Source organism: Rubrilithobacter danxiaensis, from assembly GCF_047272945.1.
Lineage (GTDB): Bacteria > Bacteroidota > Bacteroidia > Sphingobacteriales > Sphingobacteriaceae > Rubrolithibacter > Rubrolithibacter danxiaensis.
This window is the reverse complement of sequence record NZ_JBKOPS010000003.1, coordinates 360,357-381,393: the sequence shown is the minus strand read 5'-3', so window position 1 is coordinate 381,393 and position 21,037 is coordinate 360,357. Positions and strand designations below refer to the sequence as shown.

The following is a 21,037-nucleotide window of genomic DNA, read 5'->3' as shown; positions in this document are numbered from 1 at the left end:
TGCGCTTTGCGCCTTGCACTATGCTAAAACAATGAACATAGACAAAAACGAATTTCGTAAATACGCAGTTAAGCATCACAGAATAGGTAGCCAGCATGTTGATGGGTTCATTTCCCGTGTAGAAAAAAGTGCTATACCAATGGGGATGACTCCTTATATTATTGAGGAACGTCAGCTAAACGTTGCCCAAATGGATGTTTTTTCGCGTTTAATGATGGATCGTATCATTTTTTTAGGTGATGCGATTTATGATAATAATGCGAACATCATTCAGGCACAATTGTTATTCCTTCAGTCAACTGATGCAAAACGTGATATTCAGATATATATTAATTCACCGGGGGGATCGGTTTACGCCGGTTTAGGTATTTATGATACCATGCAGTATATTGCTCCTGATGTAGCTACTATTTGTACCGGGATGGCTGCTTCAATGGCTGCAGTGTTATTGTGTGCCGGAGCTGCCGGTAAAAGGGCCGCTTTATCGCATTCACGTGTAATGATACACCAACCGCTTGGAGGAGTACAAGGCCAGGCATCTGATATTGAGATTACTGCACGTGAAATATTAAAGTTGAAAAAGGAATTATACGATATTATTTCATCACATAGCGGTCAGGATTATCAAAAAGTTCACGATGCTTCAGACCGGGATTACTGGATGATAGCACAGGAAGCCAAAGATTTCGGAATGATAGACGAAGTACTTGGTGGAAAAGAGGGAAAAAATAATGAGTAAAAATTCAAAAGATATTAAGTGTTCTTTCTGCGGCTCCGGCAAGCAGGATACATTAATGCTGATAGCAGGCCTTGATGCGCATATTTGTGATAAGTGTGTGGCTCAGGCTAATCAGATATTATCTGAAGAACTGGCAACCCGAAAAAATAAAGGCTCTCAAACCGCTTTGACTTTATTGAAGCCAACCGAGATCAAAACGCATCTGGATCAGTATGTTATCGGGCAGGATGAAGCGAAAAAAGTGCTTTCTGTAGCAGTTTACAACCACTACAAACGTCTTAATCAAAAGATCGAAAAAGATGAAGTTGAGATTGAAAAATCAAACATCATCATGGTGGGCGAGACAGGAACAGGAAAAACGCTTTTGGCAAAAACTATTGCTAAAATTCTGCATGTACCTTTTTGTATTTGCGATGCTACTGTTTTAACGGAGGCCGGATATGTCGGAGAGGACGTGGAAAGTATTCTTACCCGGCTTTTACAGGCTGCGGATTATGACGTAGCTTCTGCCGAAAGGGGTATTGTGTATATTGATGAGGTTGATAAAATTGCAAGAAAAAGCGATAACCCTTCCATTACCCGAGATGTATCAGGCGAAGGCGTTCAACAAGCATTACTTAAAATACTGGAAGGAACAATTGTAAATGTCCCTCCACAGGGCGGCCGGAAACATCCTGATCAGAAAATGATTGCTGTTAACACCAATAATATATTATTTATTTGTGGTGGTGCCTTTGATGGTATTGAGAAAAAGATTGCCAATCGTTTAAGAACGCAAACAGTTGGGTATAAAGTAAACAAGGAAGATGTAAACATCGACCTGAAGAACCTGTACAAATATATTACGCCTCAGGATCTTCGTTCTTTTGGCTTAATACCCGAACTGATCGGTCGTTTGCCTGTAATAACTCACTTAAATCCGCTGGATCGTTCGGCTTTACTTAATATTCTTACCGAACCTAAAAATTCGTTGGTTAAGCAGTATAAAAAACTGTTTGAGTATGAGAATATAAAACTTGAATTTGATAAAGAAGTGCTGGAGTTTATTGTAGATAAAGCGATGGAATTTAAACTGGGAGCACGGGGTTTACGTTCTATTTGCGAGGCTATTATGATAGACGCGATGTTTGAACTTCCAACAGATAAGCATCACGGCAAAGAGTTGTATATAACGCTCGATTATGCGATTGAAAAATTTGCAAAATCGGATCTCAAGAAATTGAAAGTAGCTTAATAAAAACCCCGAATCAAAATCGGGGTTTTTTATTTGTAATAGGTTTCTATGAATGAAGAAAAAGAAGTAAAACAGGATGCAGAAGTTGCCGGCCGGTCAAAAACTTTAAAAGAAGTTGAAACGCCTGTAAAAAAAGGATTAAAGACTAAAAAGGACATTGTTAACAATTGGCTGCCCCGCTATACAGGCCGGCCTTTAGATCAGTTTACTGATTTTATATTGCTTACCAATTTTTCAAAATACCTGCAGTTGTTTTCCGAATGGCACAACAATACACCTATAATGGGAATTGATAAGCCGATGCAAAGCGTTTCTGCGGCAGGAATAACTATTATTAATTTTGGCATGGGAAGCCCTCTGGCTGCAACAATGATGGATCTTTTAGGTGCTATCAATCCCAAGGCAGTTTTGTTTCTCGGTAAATGCGGAGGTTTAAAAAAGAAGAATAAGCTTGGAGATCTTATTTTACCGATTGCTGCCATTCGCGGCGAAGGGACTTCGAACGATTATTTTCCTCTGTTAGTACCAGCTCTTCCCGCTTTTGCTTTGCAAAAAGCCATTTCAACCACTATTCGCGATCATTCCCGGGATTATTGGACCGGGACGGTTTATACCACCAACCGGCGGGTGTGGGAGCATGATAAAAATTTTAAAAAATATCTGAAGTCTTTGCGAACTATGGCTATTGATATGGAAACAGCCACAATTTTTACTGCTGGTTTTGCAAATAAAATTCCTACAGGTGCATTGCTTCTGGTTTCCGATCAACCCATGATTCCCGAAGGGGTAAAAACAACAGAAAGTGATTCAGGCGTTACAGAGCAATATGTTGAAACGCATTTGAAAATTGGTATCGAATCGTTAAAGCAGTTGATAAACAATGGCTTGACAGTTAAGCATTTGAAATTTTAATATTAAGTTCTGCGAATTTCCTTCGCTGCTCTTTTAGCTAACTCAAATTATTACATTTGATATTATGTGGTACAATAATATTCTTGAAACTATCGGCAATACACCTTTGGTTAAATTAAACAGGTTAACTAAAGATGTTAAAGCTACCGTTTTAGCCAAGATTGAAACTACTAATCCAGGTAATTCAATAAAAGACAGGATGGCCCTGAAAATGATAGAGGATGCAGAGAGGGACGGTCGGTTAAAGCCTGGAGGGACTATTATTGAGGGAACTTCAGGAAATACCGGAATGGGACTGGCAATTGCAGCAGTCATAAAAGGGTACAAATGTATTTTTACCACTACGGATAAACAATCGAAAGAGAAAACAGATGCTTTACGGGCGTTCGGTGCGGAAGTCATTGTTTGTCCAACTAATGTAGATCCCGAAGATCCTCGATCTTACTACTCTGTTTCTTCACGGCTGGAGAGGGAAGTGCCTAATTCATGGAAACCAAATCAATACGATAATTTATCAAATACGCAGGCAAATTATGAGCAAACCGGCCCTGAAATCTGGGAGCAGACAGAAGGGAAGATTACTCATTTGGTAGTGGGAGTTGGAACAGGAGGTACCATTTCCGGTGCAGGTAAATATTTGAAAGAGAAAAATCCCGCAATTAAAGTTTGGGGAATTGATAGTTATGGTTCTGTTTTTAAAAAGTATAAGGAAACAGGGATCTTTGATAAAAATGAAATTTATCCGTATATAACAGAAGGAATCGGGGAAGACTTTCTTCCCCAAAACGTTAACTTCAATGTCATCGATCATTTCGAGAAAGTTACTGATAAGGATGCTGCTCTGATGACCCGTGAGATTGCACGGAAAGAAGGAATATTTGTTGGCAATTCTGCAGGAGCCGCGGTGGCAGGCTTGCTGCAGTTGAAAGACCGGTTAAAGAAAGATGATGTTGTTGTAGTTGTATTTCATGATCATGGCTCTCGCTACATGGGGAAAATGTTTAACGAAGACTGGCTGAGGGAAAGAGGCTTTTTGCAGGATGAAAAGTTAACTGCAAAATCAATTCTTGCTAAACGTGAACGACAGGAAATAATAACTATTGACTGTGAAAAGACAATACTGGAAGCTATTAATACAATTAAGACGCTGAATATTTCACAGCTTCCTGTTACTCAACACGGAAAAGTTATAGGAAAGATTACAGAAAGTGATATTCTGAATTCTTTACTTGAGAACCCATCCGCGAAATCAGCCAAGGTTGAAGAAATAATGACTCCGCCTTTTCCTTTTGTGGATCTTAATACGTCTATTGATAAGCTATCTTCTATGATTAATAAGGAAAATAGTGCTGTATTGCTGGAAGATGAGATGGGTAAACTGGAAATTATTACCCAATTTGATATTATCAATGCTATTTCGGTATAACTGCACTCGCTAAAATTTTTATTTCAACGAGTGCAGTCTTTCTTAGTGGGACTTTGGCAGTGCATCAATACGCGTAATATCTGCCCCTAGTGCTTTTAATCGAACATCAATGTCCTGGTAGCCCCGCTCAATCTGTTCAATATTGTGTATTACAGAAGTACCGCTTGCAGATAGTGCTGCAATTAACAGGGAAACACCTGCCCTTATATCAGGAGAGGTCATCTCTATACCACGCAGCTGTACTTGTTTATTAAGCCCGATAACAGTAGCACGGTGCGGATCACATAAAATGATCTGGGCGCCCATATCAATCAGTTTATCCACGAAGAACAAACGGCTTTCAAACATTTTCTGATGTATAAGTACGTTCCCTTTTGCCTGCGTTGCAATAACAAGGATTATACTTAAAAGATCAGGTGTAAAGCCGGGCCACGGGGCATCGGCAATGGTCATGATCGAACCGTCTATAAATGTTTCTATTTCGTAAGTGGATTGAGAAGGGATATAAATATCATCTCCTCTTAATTCAAATTGTATTCCCAGGCGTTTGAATACATCCGGAATGATTCCTAATTCTTTAAACTGTACATCTTTAATAGTAATCTCAGAACCGGTCATTGCTGCAAGGCCAATAAATGATCCGATCTCGATCATGTCAGGAAGTAAGCGGTGTTCTGTTCCTCCCAGAGAATCTACTCCTTCAATGTTTAACAGGTTAGATCCGATGCCTGAAATACGTGCGCCCATCCGGTTCAGCATTTTGCATAATTGCTGTAAGTAGGGTTCGCAGGCAGCATTGTAAATAGTAGTTGTTCCTTTTGCAAGTACTGCAGCCATTACAATATTTGCTGTACCGGTAACAGATGCCTCGTCGAGTAAGATATAGGTTCCGTTAAGATTTGTTGCATCAACGTTAAAGAAACCGGTTTCTGGATTATAATTAAATTGTGCACCTAATTTTTCAAAACCTAAAAAGTGGGTGTCGAGGCGTCGGCGGCCAATTTTGTCCCCGCCTGGTTTCGGTATCGAAGCTTTTCCGAAACGGGCCAAAAGTGGTCCCACAATCATAATTGAACCTCTCAATCCACCGCCTTTCGATTTGAACTCCTGCGATTGGAAATGTTCAAGGTTTATATTTTTTGCTTCAAATGTATAGGTGTCTTTGTTAAGTCGGTTTATTGTTACCCCAAGATCGCCTAAAAGTTCAATTAGCTTATTGACATCTTTAATATCGGGAATATTGCTGATTGTTACTTTTTCTTCTGTTAGCAGAACTGCAGAAATTACTTGAAGAGCTTCGTTTTTTGCACCTTGAGGAATAATTTCGCCGCGTAAAACTTTTCCTCCCTGAATTTTAAAAGCGTTCATGGTATTAGTATAAATATCAGAAAATTAATTAATACCGTTTGCCGGCGTTTCTTTGACGGTTATTTCCCTGGTTTCTGTTGTTGCTACTTCCTGTCCGGTTATTTCTGTTATTGTTATTATTGTTCTGATTGGTATTTTTCGAACGCGTTCCCGGGGCAGTAGTCCTGATTTCTACCTTATTTAAATTTAGGTTTTCCTGAATTTCAAGCTCTCCTTTTGAAAGTTCTCTGAGGTCGTTTAAGATAGTTTCGTCTGCAACCGTATCTTTATTCCAGGTAACATAAGCCATTTTCATGAAGTTAGCTATGGCTTGTATCATGTGTTGCCTTCTCTCAGGATCGGCAATTTTTTTTGCCTTCTCTATCATCAGCTCATTAGTTTTTCCATAATGCTTGTATTTTATACGCTGATTAGGATAACTTAAAGGCTCTGGTTTTAAATGTATAGCTTCCGGGCTCGGCTTCGGATAGGGTGAGTCTACATCAATCTTAAAATCCGAAATTATATGTAGATGGTCCCACAGTTTATGCTTGAAATCAGCCACATCCCGCAGGTGAGGATTTAAAAATCCCATCAGATCGATAACTACCTGGGCATGTTTGTTTCTTTCTTCTTTCGTTGGCAATGTGCAGATATAAGCTACCATATTTTGCACATTACGTCCATATTCAGCAAGGATCAGTTTTTTCCTTGTACTATTGTAGTCAAAATTCATTTTCGTTTTTTCTGTAATTTTAAACGGATTCTCGTCTGTTTATTAACGTGGTGACGAGAAATTCAGATTTGAAGAAACTGCCGTTCCAAAATCAATGCCTGATTTTGCTTTTACCATTAAAGGTACTATTTCTTATTTAATTTCTATGGGATTGTATGATAGGTAAGTGCTAAAATTCAATCCCCTGTAAAGGTAAAAATAAATTAAGTTTTCTCAGCTTTATTTAATGCATTTAGTATAATTGAACATGCTTTTTTAATTTCATCTTCTGTAATGGTTAGCGGGGGCGCAATGCGCAGAGCTGTATCACAGTGTAAGAACCAGTCAATAATCAGGCCATCTTCAGCACATTGCTTTGAAACTTCTTCTACCAGCTTAAATGTACTAAGCTGTACGGCAAGCATCAGGCCTTTTCCACGAAGTTCTTTTATTTCCGGATGAACTAATAAAGTTCTGAAAAGTTGTTCTTTTTGATTAACTGTATGTGTAAGATTTTCTTCTAAAATAACTGATAATGTTGCCAGTCCGGCAGCACAGCTGACCGGGTGCCCCCCGAAAGTGGTAATGTGCCCGAGAATAGGATTTTCTTTCAGTGCATCCATTATATTTTTATCCGCTATAAAAGCGCCGATGGGCATACCGCCGCCCATACCTTTGGCAAGAAGTAAAATATCAGGAACAATATCATACAATTCAAATCCGAATAATTTTCCGGTTCGTCCAAAACCAGTTTGGATTTCATCCAATATCAAAAGAGCGCCGGTTTCATCACATCTTTTTCGTAATGCTTTCATGTACCTGTAGTCAGGTACTCGTATTCCTGCTTCTCCCTGGATAGTTTCAATTATAACGCAGGATGTTTCGTTATCAATAAATTCCAGGTCCTGTAAATTATTGTGATGAATAAAATGGATATCAGGTAAAAGCGGGCGATATGCCTGTTTGTAGTACTCGTTTCCCATCACGCTTAAGGCGCCTTGTGTACTGCCGTGGTAAGAGTTATAAAAAGAAATAATACGAGATTTGCCTGTATATCTTTTTGCCAGTTTTAAAGCGCCTTCGGTTGCTTCGGCACCTGAATTAACAAAATAAACAGAGTTTAACTTTTCTGGTAGGATGGAAATCAGTTTTTCAGCGAAAAGTACCTGCGGAGCCTGTACGAATTCTCCATAAACTGTCAGGTGCAGGTATTTATCAACCTGGTCTTTTATTGCTTTAACCACCCGGGGATGACGATGGCCAATATTGCTAACGGCAAAGCCCGAAACCAGGTCTAAATAAGGTTTGTTTTCCGGTGAGTAAAGGTAGTTTCCTTCCGCACGTTCAATTTCTATTAAACGTGGCGACGAAGAAGTTTGGGCATTATTTAAAAGAAACAGCTGTTTATTGCTAAGCATGTGCAAAAGTACAAAAGCCTCCAGGTTTATCTGAAGGCTTTCGTGTTGAAATTATTCTTTTCGCCGGTCTCTTAACTCTTTTATAAGTTCTTCCCTGAATTCGCGTTCTGCATTGTACAGATCAAGCACTTTTTGAGCGGGTAAAATTCGGGAGAACTCTTTTTGGTACTTTTTCTTTACATCGAGAATCTTGTTGTCATAATCCATGTCGTTGCTTAAAGCTTCTTTTGGATTCTCTCTGTGGTTAAACTGATTTTGCCTTTTTTGCCGGTACAGGTTACTGATTTCATGCTGATAATTATTGTAAACAGGCCAAAACCCCTTTGCTTCATCAGGTGTAAGGTCTAACTTTTTAGTTATATAGGCAGCTTTAAGAGCTTCTATCCGTTTAATACGATCTTGTTTATCCTGGCTGTGTGCACTGCCAATAAAGATTACACTAAACAATATACAAAAAAACAATCTCATTATTTGCCGTTCTATAAGTTAGTAGTATTGATATATTCTTCCAGGTCTTCTTCAGAAATTTCTTTCCTAATATCTGTAAAAGTATTATCTAAATTAATGTTTTCTATTATAAACCTGGTATCTCCGGGATCACTGTTAACTTTCAAATAATTTACAATGTCTTGATCCTGTACCTGATTTAGCCCCGCTTCTATCGGATCTTTAGTGTGATTACTAAGATAAAATGTGATAGCTGCAACAAAAGTTACACATGCAGCCGCTGCATATTTTATCCAATTGGTTCTAAATAATTTAACTGTAATCGCCGGTTCTGCATTTACCTTAACTTTGTTAAGTATTTTTTCATTCAAAAGGTCAAAGTAATTCTCAGGAACAGTAAAGCCGTCATTCCCCGCAATTTCTTTTAGTCTTTCTGCTGCAAGCGATGCTTCAATACTTTCGGTTAATGTTTTAAAGTAATTTTCAGGAACAGTAAATGGATTTTCTTTTCCTACTCCCAGATGTTTTGGAATGTCTTTTTCCCAGTCCTCGTGTGTATTTTCCAAATCCATACTTATTCTGATTTATTTTTACTCTAAAGGTTTAATCAGTATTTAAAAAGTATTGTTCTATTTTTTTAACAGCAATATGGAAAGATGCTTTTAATGCGCCGACACTTGTTCCTACTATTTCCGAGATCTCTTCATATTTCAAATCGTCAAAATATTTCATATTAAAAACCAGCCGTTGCTTCTCAGGTAACGTTAAAAGTGCTTGTTGAAGCTTCAGTTGGGCTTTATCTCCATTAAAATAGCTTCCGCTGGATAAGGAATTGGATAGGGCAGGTGCTACTTCATCCAATGAAATATTGTTTTTTTGTTTCTTTTTATTCAGAAATGTAATGCATTCATTGGTAGCAATGCGATACAGCCAGGTATAAAGTTGAGAATCATTTCTAAAGTTTCCAAGGTTTTTCCAAACCTTTATAAAAACTTCCTGAACCAGATCATCTGCATCGTCATGATCAATTACCAGCCGGCGAACATGCCAGTAAATCTTTTGCTGGTATTTTTGAAGAAGCAGGTTGAAGGCTTCAGTGCGAGTGCTTTCATTAGCAAACTTTTTTAATATTTCTGAATCTTCAGCCTGCTTCATGTATTGTATTGGAATAAATACTTTGGGGATTGTGTAATCCTTATTTTCTTTTTCTGCTGATTGCTTTTTGAGCAGCTTCGATTATATGTTCGGCATCCAAACCGTATTTTTTCATTAGCTCGGCTGGTACTCCGCTTTCTCCGAAACTGTCATCTACCGCAATATATTCCTGTGGAACAGGATTGTTTTTAATAAGAACCTGCGCTACACTGTCTCCCAGTCCTCCCAAACGGTTATGTTCTTCGGCAGTTACCACGCAGCCTGTTTTAGCAACCGATTTTAGAACAGCTTCTTCGTCTAAAGGTTTTATTGTATGTATATTGATTATCTCGGCATTGATGCCCATTTCTGCCAGTTGTTCTCCTGCAAGAATAGCTTCCCATACCAGGTGGCCGGTCGCAATAATAGTTACATCAGTTCCTTCATTTACCATCCAGGCTTTGCCAATTTCAAATTTCTGATCGGGATCTGTAAAAACAGGTATTACGGGGCGGCCAAAACGTAAGTAAACCGGACCCTCGTGTTCTGCTATTGCGATAGTTGCTGCTTTGGTCTGGTTATAATCGCATGTATTGATTACCGTCATTCCCGGAAGCATCTTCATCAGGCCGATGTCTTCAAGAATCTGGTGTGTTGCTCCGTCTTCTCCTAAAGTTAAGCCCGCATGTGAAGCGCATATTTTCACATTTTTTCCTGAGTAAGCTACCGATTGACGTATCTGATCATAAACCCTGCCCGTAGAAAAGTTGGCAAAGGTGCCGGTAAAAGGAATTTTTCCTCCAATAGTTAATCCTGCTGCTATACCAATCATATTGGCTTCTGCAATACCAATCTGAAAAAAACGTTCAGGAAACTCTTTGATAAAAGCATCCATCTTTAAAGATCCAACAAGGTCGGCGCACAAGGCCACTACTTCCGGGTTCTTCTTTCCTGCTTCCAGTAATCCGGCACCAAAACCTGAACGGGTATCTTTTTTTTCTGTATATGTATATTTTTTCATGTTGTTCTTTTCTATTACACTGCTCTTGCTTAATGATCCTAATAATCCTGCAAACTTGAATGCAATTGATTTAAAGCTGCTTCCAGTTGTTCATCGTTTGGAGCTACACCATGCCATTTATGTGAGCCTGCCATAAAATCTACTCCATGACCCATATCTGTTTGCATCAGGATCATAATTGGTTTGCCTTTAAATGCTTTTGATTTTGCCAGTTCTAATACCCTAACCACATCTTCTATATCGTTCCCTTTCATTTGTAATACCTCCCAGCCAAAGGCTTCCCATTTAGCCTGCAAGTTTCCCAGTGACAGTACTTTCTCTGTAGGCCCGTCTATCTGCTGTCCGTTCACATCAATTGTGGCAATTAAATTATCCACCTTGTTGTGGGGCGCATACATAGCAGCTTCCCAAATTTGTCCTTCCTGAATTTCGCCATCACCATGTAACGAAAATACAAACCTGTCTTCACCATTAAGCTTTTTTGCGAGTGCGGCACCAATTGCAACGGATAAGCCTTGTCCTAAAGATCCTGAAGCTACCCTTATACCCGGTAAATGTTCATGGGTAGTGGGATGTCCCTGCAAACGTGAGTTTATTTTTCTGAAAGTGCTAAGCTCACTTACATCAAAATAGCCTGAACGGGCAAGCACACTATACCACACGGGAGAGATATGCCCGTTTGAAAGGAAGAAAAGGTCCTCGCCCTTACCATCCATGTTGAATGAAGGATTGTGCTTCATTACCTTGAAATATAAAGCAACAAAGTATTCGGTACAACCTAGTGATCCCCCCGGATGCCCGGATTGGCATTGGTGAACCATTCGCACAATGTCTCTTCTTACCTGACCAGCTATATCTTTTAATGTTTCTGTATCAACTGCCATAAAATTCTTTTAAAGTGCGAATATAGTTAACTCCCAACCAATGGCATAATCTTAGAATGTTAATAATCCACAATTAAATGTGGATAACTTGAAACTTATTTGCACAGCACCTCGTAAAAAGCGCTTCAGGAACAACTTTTATTACTTCGGTTAAAGAAAGTAAGATAAACTTATAGTTAATCTAATTTAAAAATATGGGGAAATTTTTACTCAATAAAATACACTCTGTTGATAACAGTAGAATTTATTCTACATTAATTTGTTTGGCTTTTGTTCTTCTTTTTGGTAATAGTAGTTTAGCTCAGGAAGGTTCTGTTGGAATTGGCACGCAAAATCCAAATGAAAAAGCAGTTTTAGATGTTGTGTCATCCAGTAAAGGATTGCTTATACCTCGTTTATCTGAGAGTCAGCGGGAAGCTTTACAGGCTAAGGGAACTGCTAATCCGGATATTAATGGACTTTTAATTTATAATACGACTACAAACAGATTCAATTTTTGGTTTAACGATACCTGGCTTGATCTTTCAGATGGCGCAATGGGGCCACAGGGGCCCGCAGGTCCAGCAGGGCCCGTTGGAATTGTAGGACCAAAAGGAGATAAGGGAGACCCATTTAAATTTGATGATTTCACTCCTGAACAACTATCGGGATTAAAAGGCCCGAAAGGGGATAAGGGAACTCAGGGCGATCAGGGAACTCAAGGCTTGAAAGGGGATAAAGGCGACAAAGGTGACCAGGGAATTCAGGGATTAAAAGGAGATAAGGGCGATAAAGGCGACCCCGGAGCTCAGGGATTAAAAGGAGATAAGGGAGACAAAGGCGATCAGGGAATTCAGGGATTAAAAGGAGATAAGGGTGACAAAGGCGACCAGGGCATTAGCGTAGTATGGAAAGGTTCATTAGCAGCAGCTCCTGCGTCTCCTGGTACAAACTGGGGATATTACAATACGGTAAGTAAAACATCTTATATTTTTAATGGATCCTGGCAAATTATTAGCAAAGATGGAATAAACGGGACGAATGGTACTAATGGAACAAACGGAACTAACGGCGTAAGCGTAGTATGGAAAGGTTCATTGACGACAGCTCCTGCGTCTCCTGCTGCAAATTGGGGATATTACAATACGGTAAGTAAAACATCCTATATTTATACGGGTTCGTCCTGGCAAGTTATCAGCAAGGATGGTATAAACGGGACAAATGGTACTAATGGAACCAATGGTGTAAGCGTAGTATGGAAAGGTTCTTTGGCTGTAGCTCCTGCATCTCCTTCTACTAATTGGGGATATTATAACACTACAAGTAAAACAGCTTATGTTTACGACGGCTCATCCTGGCAGATTATCAGTAAGGATGGTGTGAATGGCACAAACGGTGCAAAATGGTATGTAGAAAGTAACGCACCTCTTTCTACATTAGGATTAACAGGAGATTTTTACCTGGATAATTTGACAGGAGATGTTTATACAAAAACTGCAACGGGATGGGAATTAAGTGCAAACTTAAAAGATAACGACAGATGGTCTCTTAATGGAAATAATGGAACCACGCCAGCCTTTTCTGGCACAGGAGGATCTTTTATAGGAACAAGAGATGCAAAGGATTTTGTAATAGGCACTTCTGGCAACGAAAGGATGCGGGTGAAGGCTAACGGGAACATTGGTGTTGGAACAAATACGCCAAATGCAAAGTTAGAGGTGAACGGCAATTTTAAATTAGGTACAAACGGATCTCAGCTGAATAATATTATTAAAGCAACCGTAGCACAGGATGTTCCATCAATCCCAGCTAACAGTTCTGCTATAGTCAATTTTTCAATTAATGACATTGTAACTACAGGTTCCGTAAGCATATCGCCTGCAAGTCCCTTGTCTAACGGTTGTATCATAGCATACGCAAGAGTATCTTCTTCTTCTACTGCTTCTTTGCCAGGAATTGTTGAGGTAAAATTTACCAACGTTACAGGTGCTGCAATTGATCTGGCTTCAATGGATTATTATATTACCGTTATTCAGTAATCATGCAAAGAATAATCCTGATAGCATTATTTTTTTGTATTTATAAACCTGGATTTGCACAATTGGTCAATTCCGGGCAAGCTATCTCTGTTAACTCCAATGGATTGCTTTATATAGGTGGTGATTTTGTAAATAATGAGGGGACCATTTTAAATAAAGGAACAATAATACAGAAAGGAAATTGGACCAATGATGATGCAACTTCCTTTGTTTTTGACGAAAAATCTACCGGTACAGTGAAGTTTTTTGGCAATGATCAACTCATCTCCGGGATTTCAAAAACTGTTTTCTATGATGTTGCTTTTTCCGGAACAGGTCAGAAAATTTTAGATTCGGATATTGATGTAACCCGGAAGCTGGATTTAACAGACAGAGAATTACAAGTCGGTGATTTCATAGTATCTGTTTCAAATCCTGATGCAGGTGCTATAATCCGTACAAAAGGTTTTATAAGTACGGGAGAACGGGGACGACTTATAAGGAATACCAATAGCCAGGCATCCTACCTGTTTCCGCTGGGTTCTTCTGCCAATGGCGATCTTTTCTATCGGCCGGTAATGATAGAGCCTGGCAATGCTTTACAAAATTCTTTTTCAGTTGGCTTAATTTATTCAGATCCGGCTTTAATTGGTTACGACCGTGAAAGTAAGAGGCAGGATATTCAAAATATTTCTGATAAGTACTTTTACTTGTTAAGCCAGACAGACGGCACTGCCAATTCAAATATTAAATTTTACAGGAATAGTAATTCCGATGGTAATTTTAGCCAGTTAGTAAGCTGGAACAAATTCAAACTATGGGAAAAAGCTGCACCTTCAACTAATGCTGACGGCGATTTTGGAGATGGCCTGAACCGTGCCTTGATATTTTCTTCTATTGAGACTTTCCGGAATCTTCCCATTGGCTTTGCAAATCTTGCAGCAACTAATTCAGATTTCGCTCCTGGTCCGCTCACTTTTTTTAACGCCTTTTCTCCTGATGGCGATGGTAAAAATGATACCTGGATAATTAAGAACATAGATCTTTACCCGGATAACAATCTTACTATTATGAATCGCTGGGGCGATCCTGTGTTCAAATGTAAAGGATATTCGGGCAGTAAAGCCTGGGACGGCGGCTCTGTGTTACCAGGAACTTATTTTTATTTGCTTGATGTGGTAATAAACGGAAAGAAACAGGTGTACAAGGGTTTTATTACAATGGTTAAGAAAGATTAATATGCGAAATCTCTGCCTTACATTATTTTTTTTATTCATTACCGCTTGTAGTTGTTTTGCACAGCAGGAGGCGCAGTACTCGCAATATATGTTCAATTCGCTGGTAATTAATCCGGCATACGCAGGTTATAAGGAGGCCCTTAATATAACTCTACTTCACCGTGACCAATGGACAGGAGTAGAGGGTGCCCCTAAAACTCAGTCACTGATACTGGACGGAGCTTTTTTTAACGACAATAAGGTAGGGCTGGGATTGTCAGTTATAAATGATAAAGTGGGGCTTCAGCATCAAACCTCTGCCTTTGTCAATTATTCTTACCGCATTCCAATGGGAGAAGATGGTTCGCGACTTTCTTTTGGACTGGCATTCGGCGTATCACAATATACATTAAATAATAATGATGCTGTAATTGATGATCCGAGTGATCCTAACCTCCTTGGCGGACGGCCTAATTATTTTGCTCCTGATGCAAGGTTTGGCGTGTTCTATAGCAATGAGCATTTTTATGCGGGTTTATCTGCCACAAACGTTTTAGCAAAAGAAATAGACTACAAACAGGTAGGAGCCAATACAATTTCTAAACAGGGCCGGCATTATTTTCTGACTGCAGGATATCTTTACGAGATTAGCGATTTTGTTAAATTAAAACCTTCATTTTTACTAAAGCAGGATACTAAAAGTCCGATGAACCTGGACATTAATTCCTTTGTTCTTTTAAATGAAACAATCTGGGTTGGAGCGTCTTACCGCACAAGTGTTAATATGTGGAAAAAAAGCGATTTGAATGTTGCTTATTTTAACCAAAATTCGGTGGTAGGAGCAGTGGAAGTATTTATAAGGAACAATTTCCGTGTTGGATACGCTTACGATTATTCACTATCAACCTTAAGCAGTTATTCAAACGGATCACACGAAATATCAGTAGGATTGATATTAAATAACAACAAAAAAAGTACTGCGCTGCTCACGCCAAGATACTTTTAATGTTTGTTAGATGAAATTTCAGAAGGTTTTAGTCGCTTTTATTCTTTGCTCTGCCGTTTATTTTTTTCCCAGAAATATCTTTTCTGATGATATCCAGAAAGCAAATAAGTATTATGAAAAATACGATTACAAGCTTGCACTGGCTATCTACGAAACGATTATGCTTAAGAAACCCTCACTTGAGGTGGCGCAAAAACTGGCAAATTGTTATCGCTTTATAAACGATTCTGAAGGAGCAGAACAGGCATATTCGCGTGTCCTTACCTTTTCTGGCTTCGATCCTATAAACTATAAGTATTACGCGGATGCCTTGAAACAAAATGGAAGATTTGATGAGGCACGGCAATATTATCTGCTACTTGGTGAAAAAGTTCCGGCGATGGCAGAGGACGCAAAAAAAATGGCCAATTCATGCGACGTAGCACGGATGTGGTTTGAAAATCCCGATAAAAATGTTCAGCTTAAAAATGATGATCGCATCAATTCTGAATACTCTGATTTTTGTCCGGTTATGTCAAATAATTCAATAGCTTTTGTATCCGACAGATGGTTTGTAGAAGGATCTGCAACTAAAAAGAATGTAATTTACGGCTGGACGGGCAATCCATATTTGAAAATATACCAGCTAAAGGATGACAAAGTTACTATACTGCCTAAAGTTATAAACGCTGAATTCCATAACGGACCCGCTGTTTTCTCTTCCAAAGGCGATACTATATTTTTCACCAGAACCACATTGGCAAAGAAAAAGAAGAAATCAAAGGACCTGAATGTAGGGAAGAAAACTATCTGGTATTCAGTAAAAAAAGGAGAAAACTGGGCTGAGCCTGTTCAGCTTAACCTATGTAACAGCGATTTGTATTCATGCCAGCATCCGGCATTATCACCAAAAGGCGATATTCTTTATTTCGCTTCAGACATGCAGGGCGGGCTTGGAGGAATGGATTTATATGCCGTTAAAAAACAGCCGGACGGCTCCTGGGGGACGCCTGTAAATTGCGGCAACAATATCAACTCAAAAGAAGACGATGTTTTCCCTTCGGTACGTTTTGATGGTAAGTTGTATTTCTCATCCAAAGGGAATGTTGGTATGGGCGGTTTAGATCTTTTCACTGCAGACGGCAGCTATGACTCTTTTACCGCAGCCGAAAATCTGAAAGCTCCCATGAATTCGTTAAGGGATGATTTTGGAGTATGGTTTGAAGATGAGTTTACAGGATACCTTTCTTCAAACAGGCGGGGAGGTAAAGGCCTGGATGATATTTATCGCTTCCATATTGTTCCAACTACGGCGGTATTTGCCATTGAAGGAGAGGTAGTAGATAAAGAAAAAGGCAAACCCCTGTCAAACGTTAACATTATTCTTACCAATAAAAATACCGGTGCCGAAATCAGCACTATTTCAGATCTTGAAGGGAAGTTTAATTTTAACCTGGAGCCAAATACCAGTTATATTGTAAGTGGTGATAAGAGTAAATATTATTCTCGTCAGGAAGGTGAAATATCTACAATGAATTTGAAAGAATCAACTATTTTCAATGTAAAATTCGAACTGGAACGAGCTGAGGATGCTTATATCGTGCATCTCAATAATATTTATTACGATTTTAATAAATGGAATATTCGTCCGGACGCAAAGCCTGAACTAAACAAGGTGGTTTCATTTTTGTCGACCATGCCAGATGTTAATATAGAACTAAGGTCGCATACCGATTCACGCGGAACGGCTGTTTATAATAAAAAGTTGTCTCAAAAAAGAGCGCAGTCAGCAGTTGATTATTTGGTAAATCAGGGAGTAGGTTCGAAGCGACTATCTGCAGTTGGCTTAGGTGAAACAGAGATTTTAAATCGCTGCGCAGACGGAGTAAAATGTACCGAGAAAGAACATCAGGCCAACAGGCGTACCGAATTTAAAGTAGTAAAAATAAATCCTGTAGCCCGTTTGCCTTTAAATAACGTAACCGCGAAAGCGAATTAGCAATATTAAACTTAGCAAAAATACTGGAGCGACTTATTTAAGCAGGTCAAGTACTTGCTGCGATGAATTTTGAGTATCCACCTTATTGATGATCTTTTTAATTGTCCCGTTTTTATCAATAATAAAGGTTTTGCGTGCCGTGCCCATATATTTTTTTCCGTACATGTTTTTTTCAACCCATACGCTATAAGCTTCTACTATCTTTTTATCTGCATCAGAAATAAGTGTAAAAGGAAGCTCATATTTGGATATAAACTTTTGATGCGATTTTTCATCATCCGTACTTACTCCAATTACAGTAAAACCCTCATTCTGTAAAGACTGGTAATTATCTCTGAAACTACAAGCCTCTGCAGTGCAGCCGGGTGTGTCGTCCTTAGGGTAAAAGTAAAGAATAATGTCTTTTCCTTTAAAATCACTTAATGAAACCGGTTTTCCATCCTGGTCTGTTGCATTGAAATCTGGAGCCTGATCGCCTTCTTTTAGTTCTGCCATAATTTATCTGTAAATAGTTGCGTGGTAAGTTGTAGTATTTAATTTCATGTCAGTAACAGTCAGCTGGAACTGGTGTTTCCCTTTGGATGTTCTTTCATCAAAAGTATGCCATAAAGTTGCTGTTTTCGGATCGAATTCCATCAAGATCCATTGCCCGTCTATTGTTCCGTTAAATGAACGTATTCCTGATAGGTTGTCTGATATTTTAAATACCATTCTCTCTGTATCTGAAAACGATTTTCCTTCACTAACATTTACAGATCGGATTCTTGGAGCAATCGTATCTATACTGATATAGAAGTTGCCAAAGGTTTTTAATGATGTTGTAACAAAACCGTTTTCGTAATTTCCTCCAAAATTAAATCCTCTTGTATCAACAATTACAGCTTTTTCCTGTAAGTCAGCTGAGAGACTTGAATCAGCTTTGATTGATAACGTGTAATTATCATGAACGGGAATCAAGCGTGTATGTATATGATGGACCGGTGAAAATCCCCGGACTGGCTTTGCGGATTTAGAATATTTCAGTTGGAGGTCACTGTATAATATGCCTTTTGGAATTAAGATTCTCAGATCCTCGTCTGTATACGTGTTATCACGATCGTAATAAAAAGTTGTTACGCCGGTACTTTCTTCTGCCGATTTTAGTTCGGCCTTTGGATTGTTCCTGATCTGGAAACTCAGTTTACTGGTATTACCGGCCGCATCTTTCACCATGTAGGTTAAATCATGAATTTCGCTATCGTCCAATTTTATAAGTCCGCGGTTTACCAGATTTTTATAAATAGTAAGCGGATTGCCAGGTTCTACAAAGCTCTTCTGTATCCGTCTTCCATAAAGCAACAGGGAAGAATAGTCCAGGTGTGAATTTACCGCTCTGCTGTTATTAAAATAAAAGCCTTCTAAAGCCGATGCATAAATTGTAGTCCCGTCAAGCAGTAATTCAATGGAATAAACTCCATTTTGATTTCCGCCGGGAACGTTCTGGTCTTGCGTCATTATTCCGAAGCCAACTTCACCTGAAAAATTAATAACAGGTAATTTATTGAGTTTATAATTTCCTCCAGATCCAATAACCTGAAAGTACTGTTTCGGTGTATGCTCGTTAAAAGGAAGTCCGTTTAAGCGGTACATATACATTCCTGTTATAGTTGGTTTCACTTTATCCGGCACCTGTAAGCCGAATAATTGAGGATTAATAGTTTGCTCTGTCTTAGAATCCCGTATTTCAAAATGCAAATGTGGCCCTCCCGAACTTCCGGTATTGCCCGACCAGGCGATAACTTCTCCTTTTTTAATCAGGATATCTATCGGAAATAAAATAAAATCAACATCAAATGATTGATTGGCGTACTGGAAGTTCTTAACAAACTGCTCTATTTTAGGGTTGAATCGTTTAAGATGGGCATAAACCGTAGTATAGCCATTGGGATGAGTTATATAAATGGCATTGCCAAATCCTCCAACCTGTACACGCAATCTGGAAACGTAGCCATCGGCAGCTGCATGAACAGGGTAGCCTTCCCGCTGATTGGTGCGGTAATCAAGCCCTGAATGAAAATGATTAGAGCGGATCTCACCAAATGACCCTGCAAGGGAAGGTGGTAAATCCAGCGGAGCACGAAAGTAATCTTCAGGATACGGTTTGCTTATCAAAAGATTCTGTGAAAAAAGAGAAAATGAGATGAAAAATAAAAATATGACGTTGCTAAATATCTTCATTAATAATTTTACTTTATATAAAAGTCCAGGAGTTTTTCTTCTTCCAAATATCCTTCCAGTCTGTCGCCGATTTTTATTTTTCCAACCCCTTCGGGAGTTCCAGTAAAAATGAGGTCACCTTTTTTAATTGTAATGTATTGAGATACAAAGGAAATTATTTTTTCGAACGAGAAAAGCAGGTTTTGTGTATTCCCTTTCTGTACCGTATTGTTATTTATATCCAGCCTGAAATTAATATTGTATATGCTTTCAAACTGATCTTTACTTATAAACCTGCTTACAGGGGCAGAATTATCAAACGCTTTGGCCAGTTCCCAGGGAAGCCCTTTTTCTTTATGTTTTTGCTGAAGGTCCCTTGCCGTAAAATCAACTCCTAAAGCAATTTCTTCGAAATAGTTAGCAGCAAATTTCTCGGAAATATGTTTACCTTCTTTACTTACTTTAAGAACAAGTTCAATTTCATGATGAATATCTTCTGAAAAGTCAGGATGGTAAAATGGCCTGTTATCTTTTAAAACGGCAGTGTCGGGTTTCATAAATATTACAGGAACATCAGGAACGGGATTGTTCAGTTCAAGTGCATGAGCTTTGTAATTTCGACCAATCGCAATAATTTTCATAACGCGAAGATAGGTAAACTACAATCAACAGGTTAAAGAGAGCGAAGGATTATAGTACCGAAATTCTTTTAACCACGCTTTCGCTACCTACAATTAAACGGATAAAATAAAAACCGCTGTTTAGTTTTGAGGCGATATTAAAGGTATTCAACTGCTCACCTGCCGGTATTTTCTGAGAAAGAAGCGTTGTTATTTCGTTCCCGAGAATATCCATTATTTTAATAGTGACGTTTGATTCCTTATTTAAGTTATATGAGAGATTTACAGAATCTTCAATAGGATTGGGATAAACTTTTACATTGCTTATTACCTTATCATCTTCCTGCCCGTTGTTTTTTATTGGCGCAATTGTTGCTGATTTGGTATTAGGTTTAAAAGGTACCAGATTAATACCTACGCCACTGTTTAAAAAAGGAGGTTTGTCTGGTCGTGTATCGGTTATTTTGGCGGGAGTTTTGGTTTTAGAAGTATCTGACAACTCTCTTTCTGCAGCATAAAGTATGCTTTTAAATGCGGCTGATGCATTTAAAAATATAAAAAAGCTGAAAAAAAGTGAGTAGAGTTTCTTCATCCGTTAATCTCCATAACAAAATTATAAATTATAAATCAAAAATGTTTGTTGCAGAAGCAAATAAATAGGGATTTAACATATTTTAACAGTATGAAGAAACAGGATACTAAGCGTTTATTGGAGGCACTGATTTTCACCTTTGTTAATTCTGCGG

The 21,037-nt window shown here is 38.7% G+C and carries 20 protein-coding genes; 8 read left to right on the top strand and 12 right to left on the bottom strand.

The window, feature by feature from the left end; translation table 11 throughout:
* The first annotated feature begins 31 nt into the window (after positions 1–31).
* From clpP to ACLCDL_RS05680, 4 genes are all read left to right on the top strand, one after another.
* The gene (clpP, locus tag ACLCDL_RS05695; protein ID WP_423147309.1) at positions 32–739 is read left to right on the top strand and encodes an ATP-dependent Clp endopeptidase proteolytic subunit ClpP; all 708 of its coding nucleotides are present in this window, start codon (positions 32–34) and stop codon (positions 737–739) included.
* The gene (gene clpX / locus ACLCDL_RS05690) at positions 732–1,973 is read left to right on the top strand and encodes an ATP-dependent Clp protease ATP-binding subunit ClpX (protein WP_423147308.1); all 1,242 of its coding nucleotides are present in this window, start codon (positions 732–734) and stop codon (positions 1,971–1,973) included. Before clpP ends, clpX begins: the two co-directional genes overlap by 8 nt.
* 48 nt (positions 1,974–2,021) lie before the next feature.
* Positions 2,022–2,885, top strand: a complete 864-nt coding sequence (locus tag ACLCDL_RS05685; RefSeq protein WP_423147307.1) for an AMP nucleosidase — start codon at positions 2,022–2,024, stop codon at positions 2,883–2,885.
* Positions 2,886–2,949: 64 nt separating this feature from the next.
* Positions 2,950–4,311: a pyridoxal-phosphate dependent enzyme gene (locus ACLCDL_RS05680; RefSeq protein WP_423147306.1), complete on the top strand. Its 1,362-nt coding sequence runs from the start codon at positions 2,950–2,952 to the stop codon at positions 4,309–4,311.
* 42 nt (positions 4,312–4,353) lie between these two features.
* Here the strand turns inward: ACLCDL_RS05680 and murA are convergent, their stop codons facing one another.
* From murA to ACLCDL_RS05640, 8 genes are all read right to left on the bottom strand, one after another.
* Positions 4,354–5,679 carry a UDP-N-acetylglucosamine 1-carboxyvinyltransferase gene (gene murA / locus ACLCDL_RS05675; RefSeq protein WP_423147305.1) on the bottom strand — a complete coding sequence of 442 codons (1,326 nt, stop codon included), beginning with the start codon at positions 5,677–5,679 and terminating at the stop codon, positions 4,354–4,356.
* A gap of 28 nt (positions 5,680–5,707) precedes the next feature.
* Positions 5,708–6,394 (bottom strand): DUF4290 domain-containing protein, encoded by a 687-nt coding sequence (locus ACLCDL_RS05670; RefSeq protein ID WP_423147304.1) that lies wholly within the window; start codon positions 6,392–6,394, stop codon positions 5,708–5,710.
* A gap of 203 nt (positions 6,395–6,597) precedes the next feature.
* Positions 6,598–7,791 carry an aspartate aminotransferase family protein gene (locus ACLCDL_RS05665; protein WP_423147303.1) on the bottom strand — a complete coding sequence of 398 codons (1,194 nt, stop codon included), beginning with the start codon at positions 7,789–7,791 and terminating at the stop codon, positions 6,598–6,600.
* 51 nt (positions 7,792–7,842) lie between these two features.
* Positions 7,843–8,259, bottom strand: coding sequence for a hypothetical protein (locus tag ACLCDL_RS05660; protein ID WP_423147302.1), 417 nt, complete (start codon positions 8,257–8,259; stop codon positions 7,843–7,845).
* An 11-nt stretch (positions 8,260–8,270) separates the two neighbouring features.
* Positions 8,271–8,810 (bottom strand): hypothetical protein, encoded by a 540-nt coding sequence (locus ACLCDL_RS05655; RefSeq protein WP_423147301.1) that lies wholly within the window; start codon positions 8,808–8,810, stop codon positions 8,271–8,273.
* Positions 8,811–8,841: 31 nt separating this feature from the next.
* A complete protein-coding gene (locus tag ACLCDL_RS05650) occupies positions 8,842–9,393 on the bottom strand; it encodes an RNA polymerase sigma factor (protein WP_423147300.1) in 552 nt (183 codons plus the stop codon).
* Between the two features lie 40 nt (positions 9,394–9,433).
* Positions 9,434–10,393 (bottom strand): transketolase family protein, encoded by a 960-nt coding sequence (locus ACLCDL_RS05645; protein WP_423147299.1) that lies wholly within the window; start codon positions 10,391–10,393, stop codon positions 9,434–9,436.
* Positions 10,394–10,431: 38 nt separating this feature from the next.
* Positions 10,432–11,277 carry a transketolase gene (locus ACLCDL_RS05640; protein ID WP_423147298.1) on the bottom strand — a complete coding sequence of 282 codons (846 nt, stop codon included), beginning with the start codon at positions 11,275–11,277 and terminating at the stop codon, positions 10,432–10,434.
* A gap of 194 nt (positions 11,278–11,471) precedes the next feature.
* Here ACLCDL_RS05640 and ACLCDL_RS05635 point away from each other — a divergent pair, with 194 nt between their 5' ends.
* From ACLCDL_RS05635 to ACLCDL_RS05620, 4 genes are read left to right on the top strand one after another with little or no spacing between them, the layout of a single operon-like run.
* Positions 11,472–13,295 (top strand): collagen-like domain-containing protein, encoded by a 1,824-nt coding sequence (locus ACLCDL_RS05635; RefSeq protein WP_423147297.1) that lies wholly within the window; start codon positions 11,472–11,474, stop codon positions 13,293–13,295.
* A 2-nt stretch (positions 13,296–13,297) separates the two neighbouring features.
* Entirely contained in the window at positions 13,298–14,512 is a 1,215-nt protein-coding gene (locus tag ACLCDL_RS05630; RefSeq protein ID WP_423147296.1) for a T9SS type B sorting domain-containing protein, read from the top strand.
* Between the two features lies 1 nt (position 14,513).
* The gene (locus tag ACLCDL_RS05625) at positions 14,514–15,497 is read left to right on the top strand and encodes a PorP/SprF family type IX secretion system membrane protein (protein ID WP_423147295.1); all 984 of its coding nucleotides are present in this window, start codon (positions 14,514–14,516) and stop codon (positions 15,495–15,497) included.
* A 10-nt stretch (positions 15,498–15,507) separates the two neighbouring features.
* On the top strand, positions 15,508–17,475 hold the full coding sequence (locus tag ACLCDL_RS05620; RefSeq protein ID WP_423147294.1) for an OmpA family protein: 1,968 nt from the start codon (positions 15,508–15,510) through the stop codon (positions 17,473–17,475).
* A gap of 33 nt (positions 17,476–17,508) precedes the next feature.
* On the opposite strand, the gene bcp is transcribed toward ACLCDL_RS05620, so the two are convergent.
* Genes bcp through ACLCDL_RS05600 form a run of 4 tightly spaced genes read right to left on the bottom strand, consistent with a single transcriptional unit; the run spans position 17,509 to position 20,883 of the window.
* Positions 17,509–17,970 carry a thioredoxin-dependent thiol peroxidase gene (bcp, locus tag ACLCDL_RS05615; protein ID WP_423147293.1) on the bottom strand — a complete coding sequence of 154 codons (462 nt, stop codon included), beginning with the start codon at positions 17,968–17,970 and terminating at the stop codon, positions 17,509–17,511.
* A 3-nt stretch (positions 17,971–17,973) separates the two neighbouring features.
* Positions 17,974–19,692 carry a M23 family metallopeptidase gene (locus ACLCDL_RS05610; protein ID WP_423147292.1) on the bottom strand — a complete coding sequence of 573 codons (1,719 nt, stop codon included), beginning with the start codon at positions 19,690–19,692 and terminating at the stop codon, positions 17,974–17,976.
* Between the two features lie 8 nt (positions 19,693–19,700).
* Positions 19,701–20,312: a fumarylacetoacetate hydrolase family protein gene (locus ACLCDL_RS05605; RefSeq protein ID WP_423147291.1), complete on the bottom strand. Its 612-nt coding sequence runs from the start codon at positions 20,310–20,312 to the stop codon at positions 19,701–19,703.
* Positions 20,313–20,361: 49 nt separating this feature from the next.
* Positions 20,362–20,883 (bottom strand): T9SS type A sorting domain-containing protein, encoded by a 522-nt coding sequence (locus tag ACLCDL_RS05600; RefSeq protein ID WP_423147290.1) that lies wholly within the window; start codon positions 20,881–20,883, stop codon positions 20,362–20,364.
* Positions 20,884–21,037 lie beyond the last annotated feature (154 nt).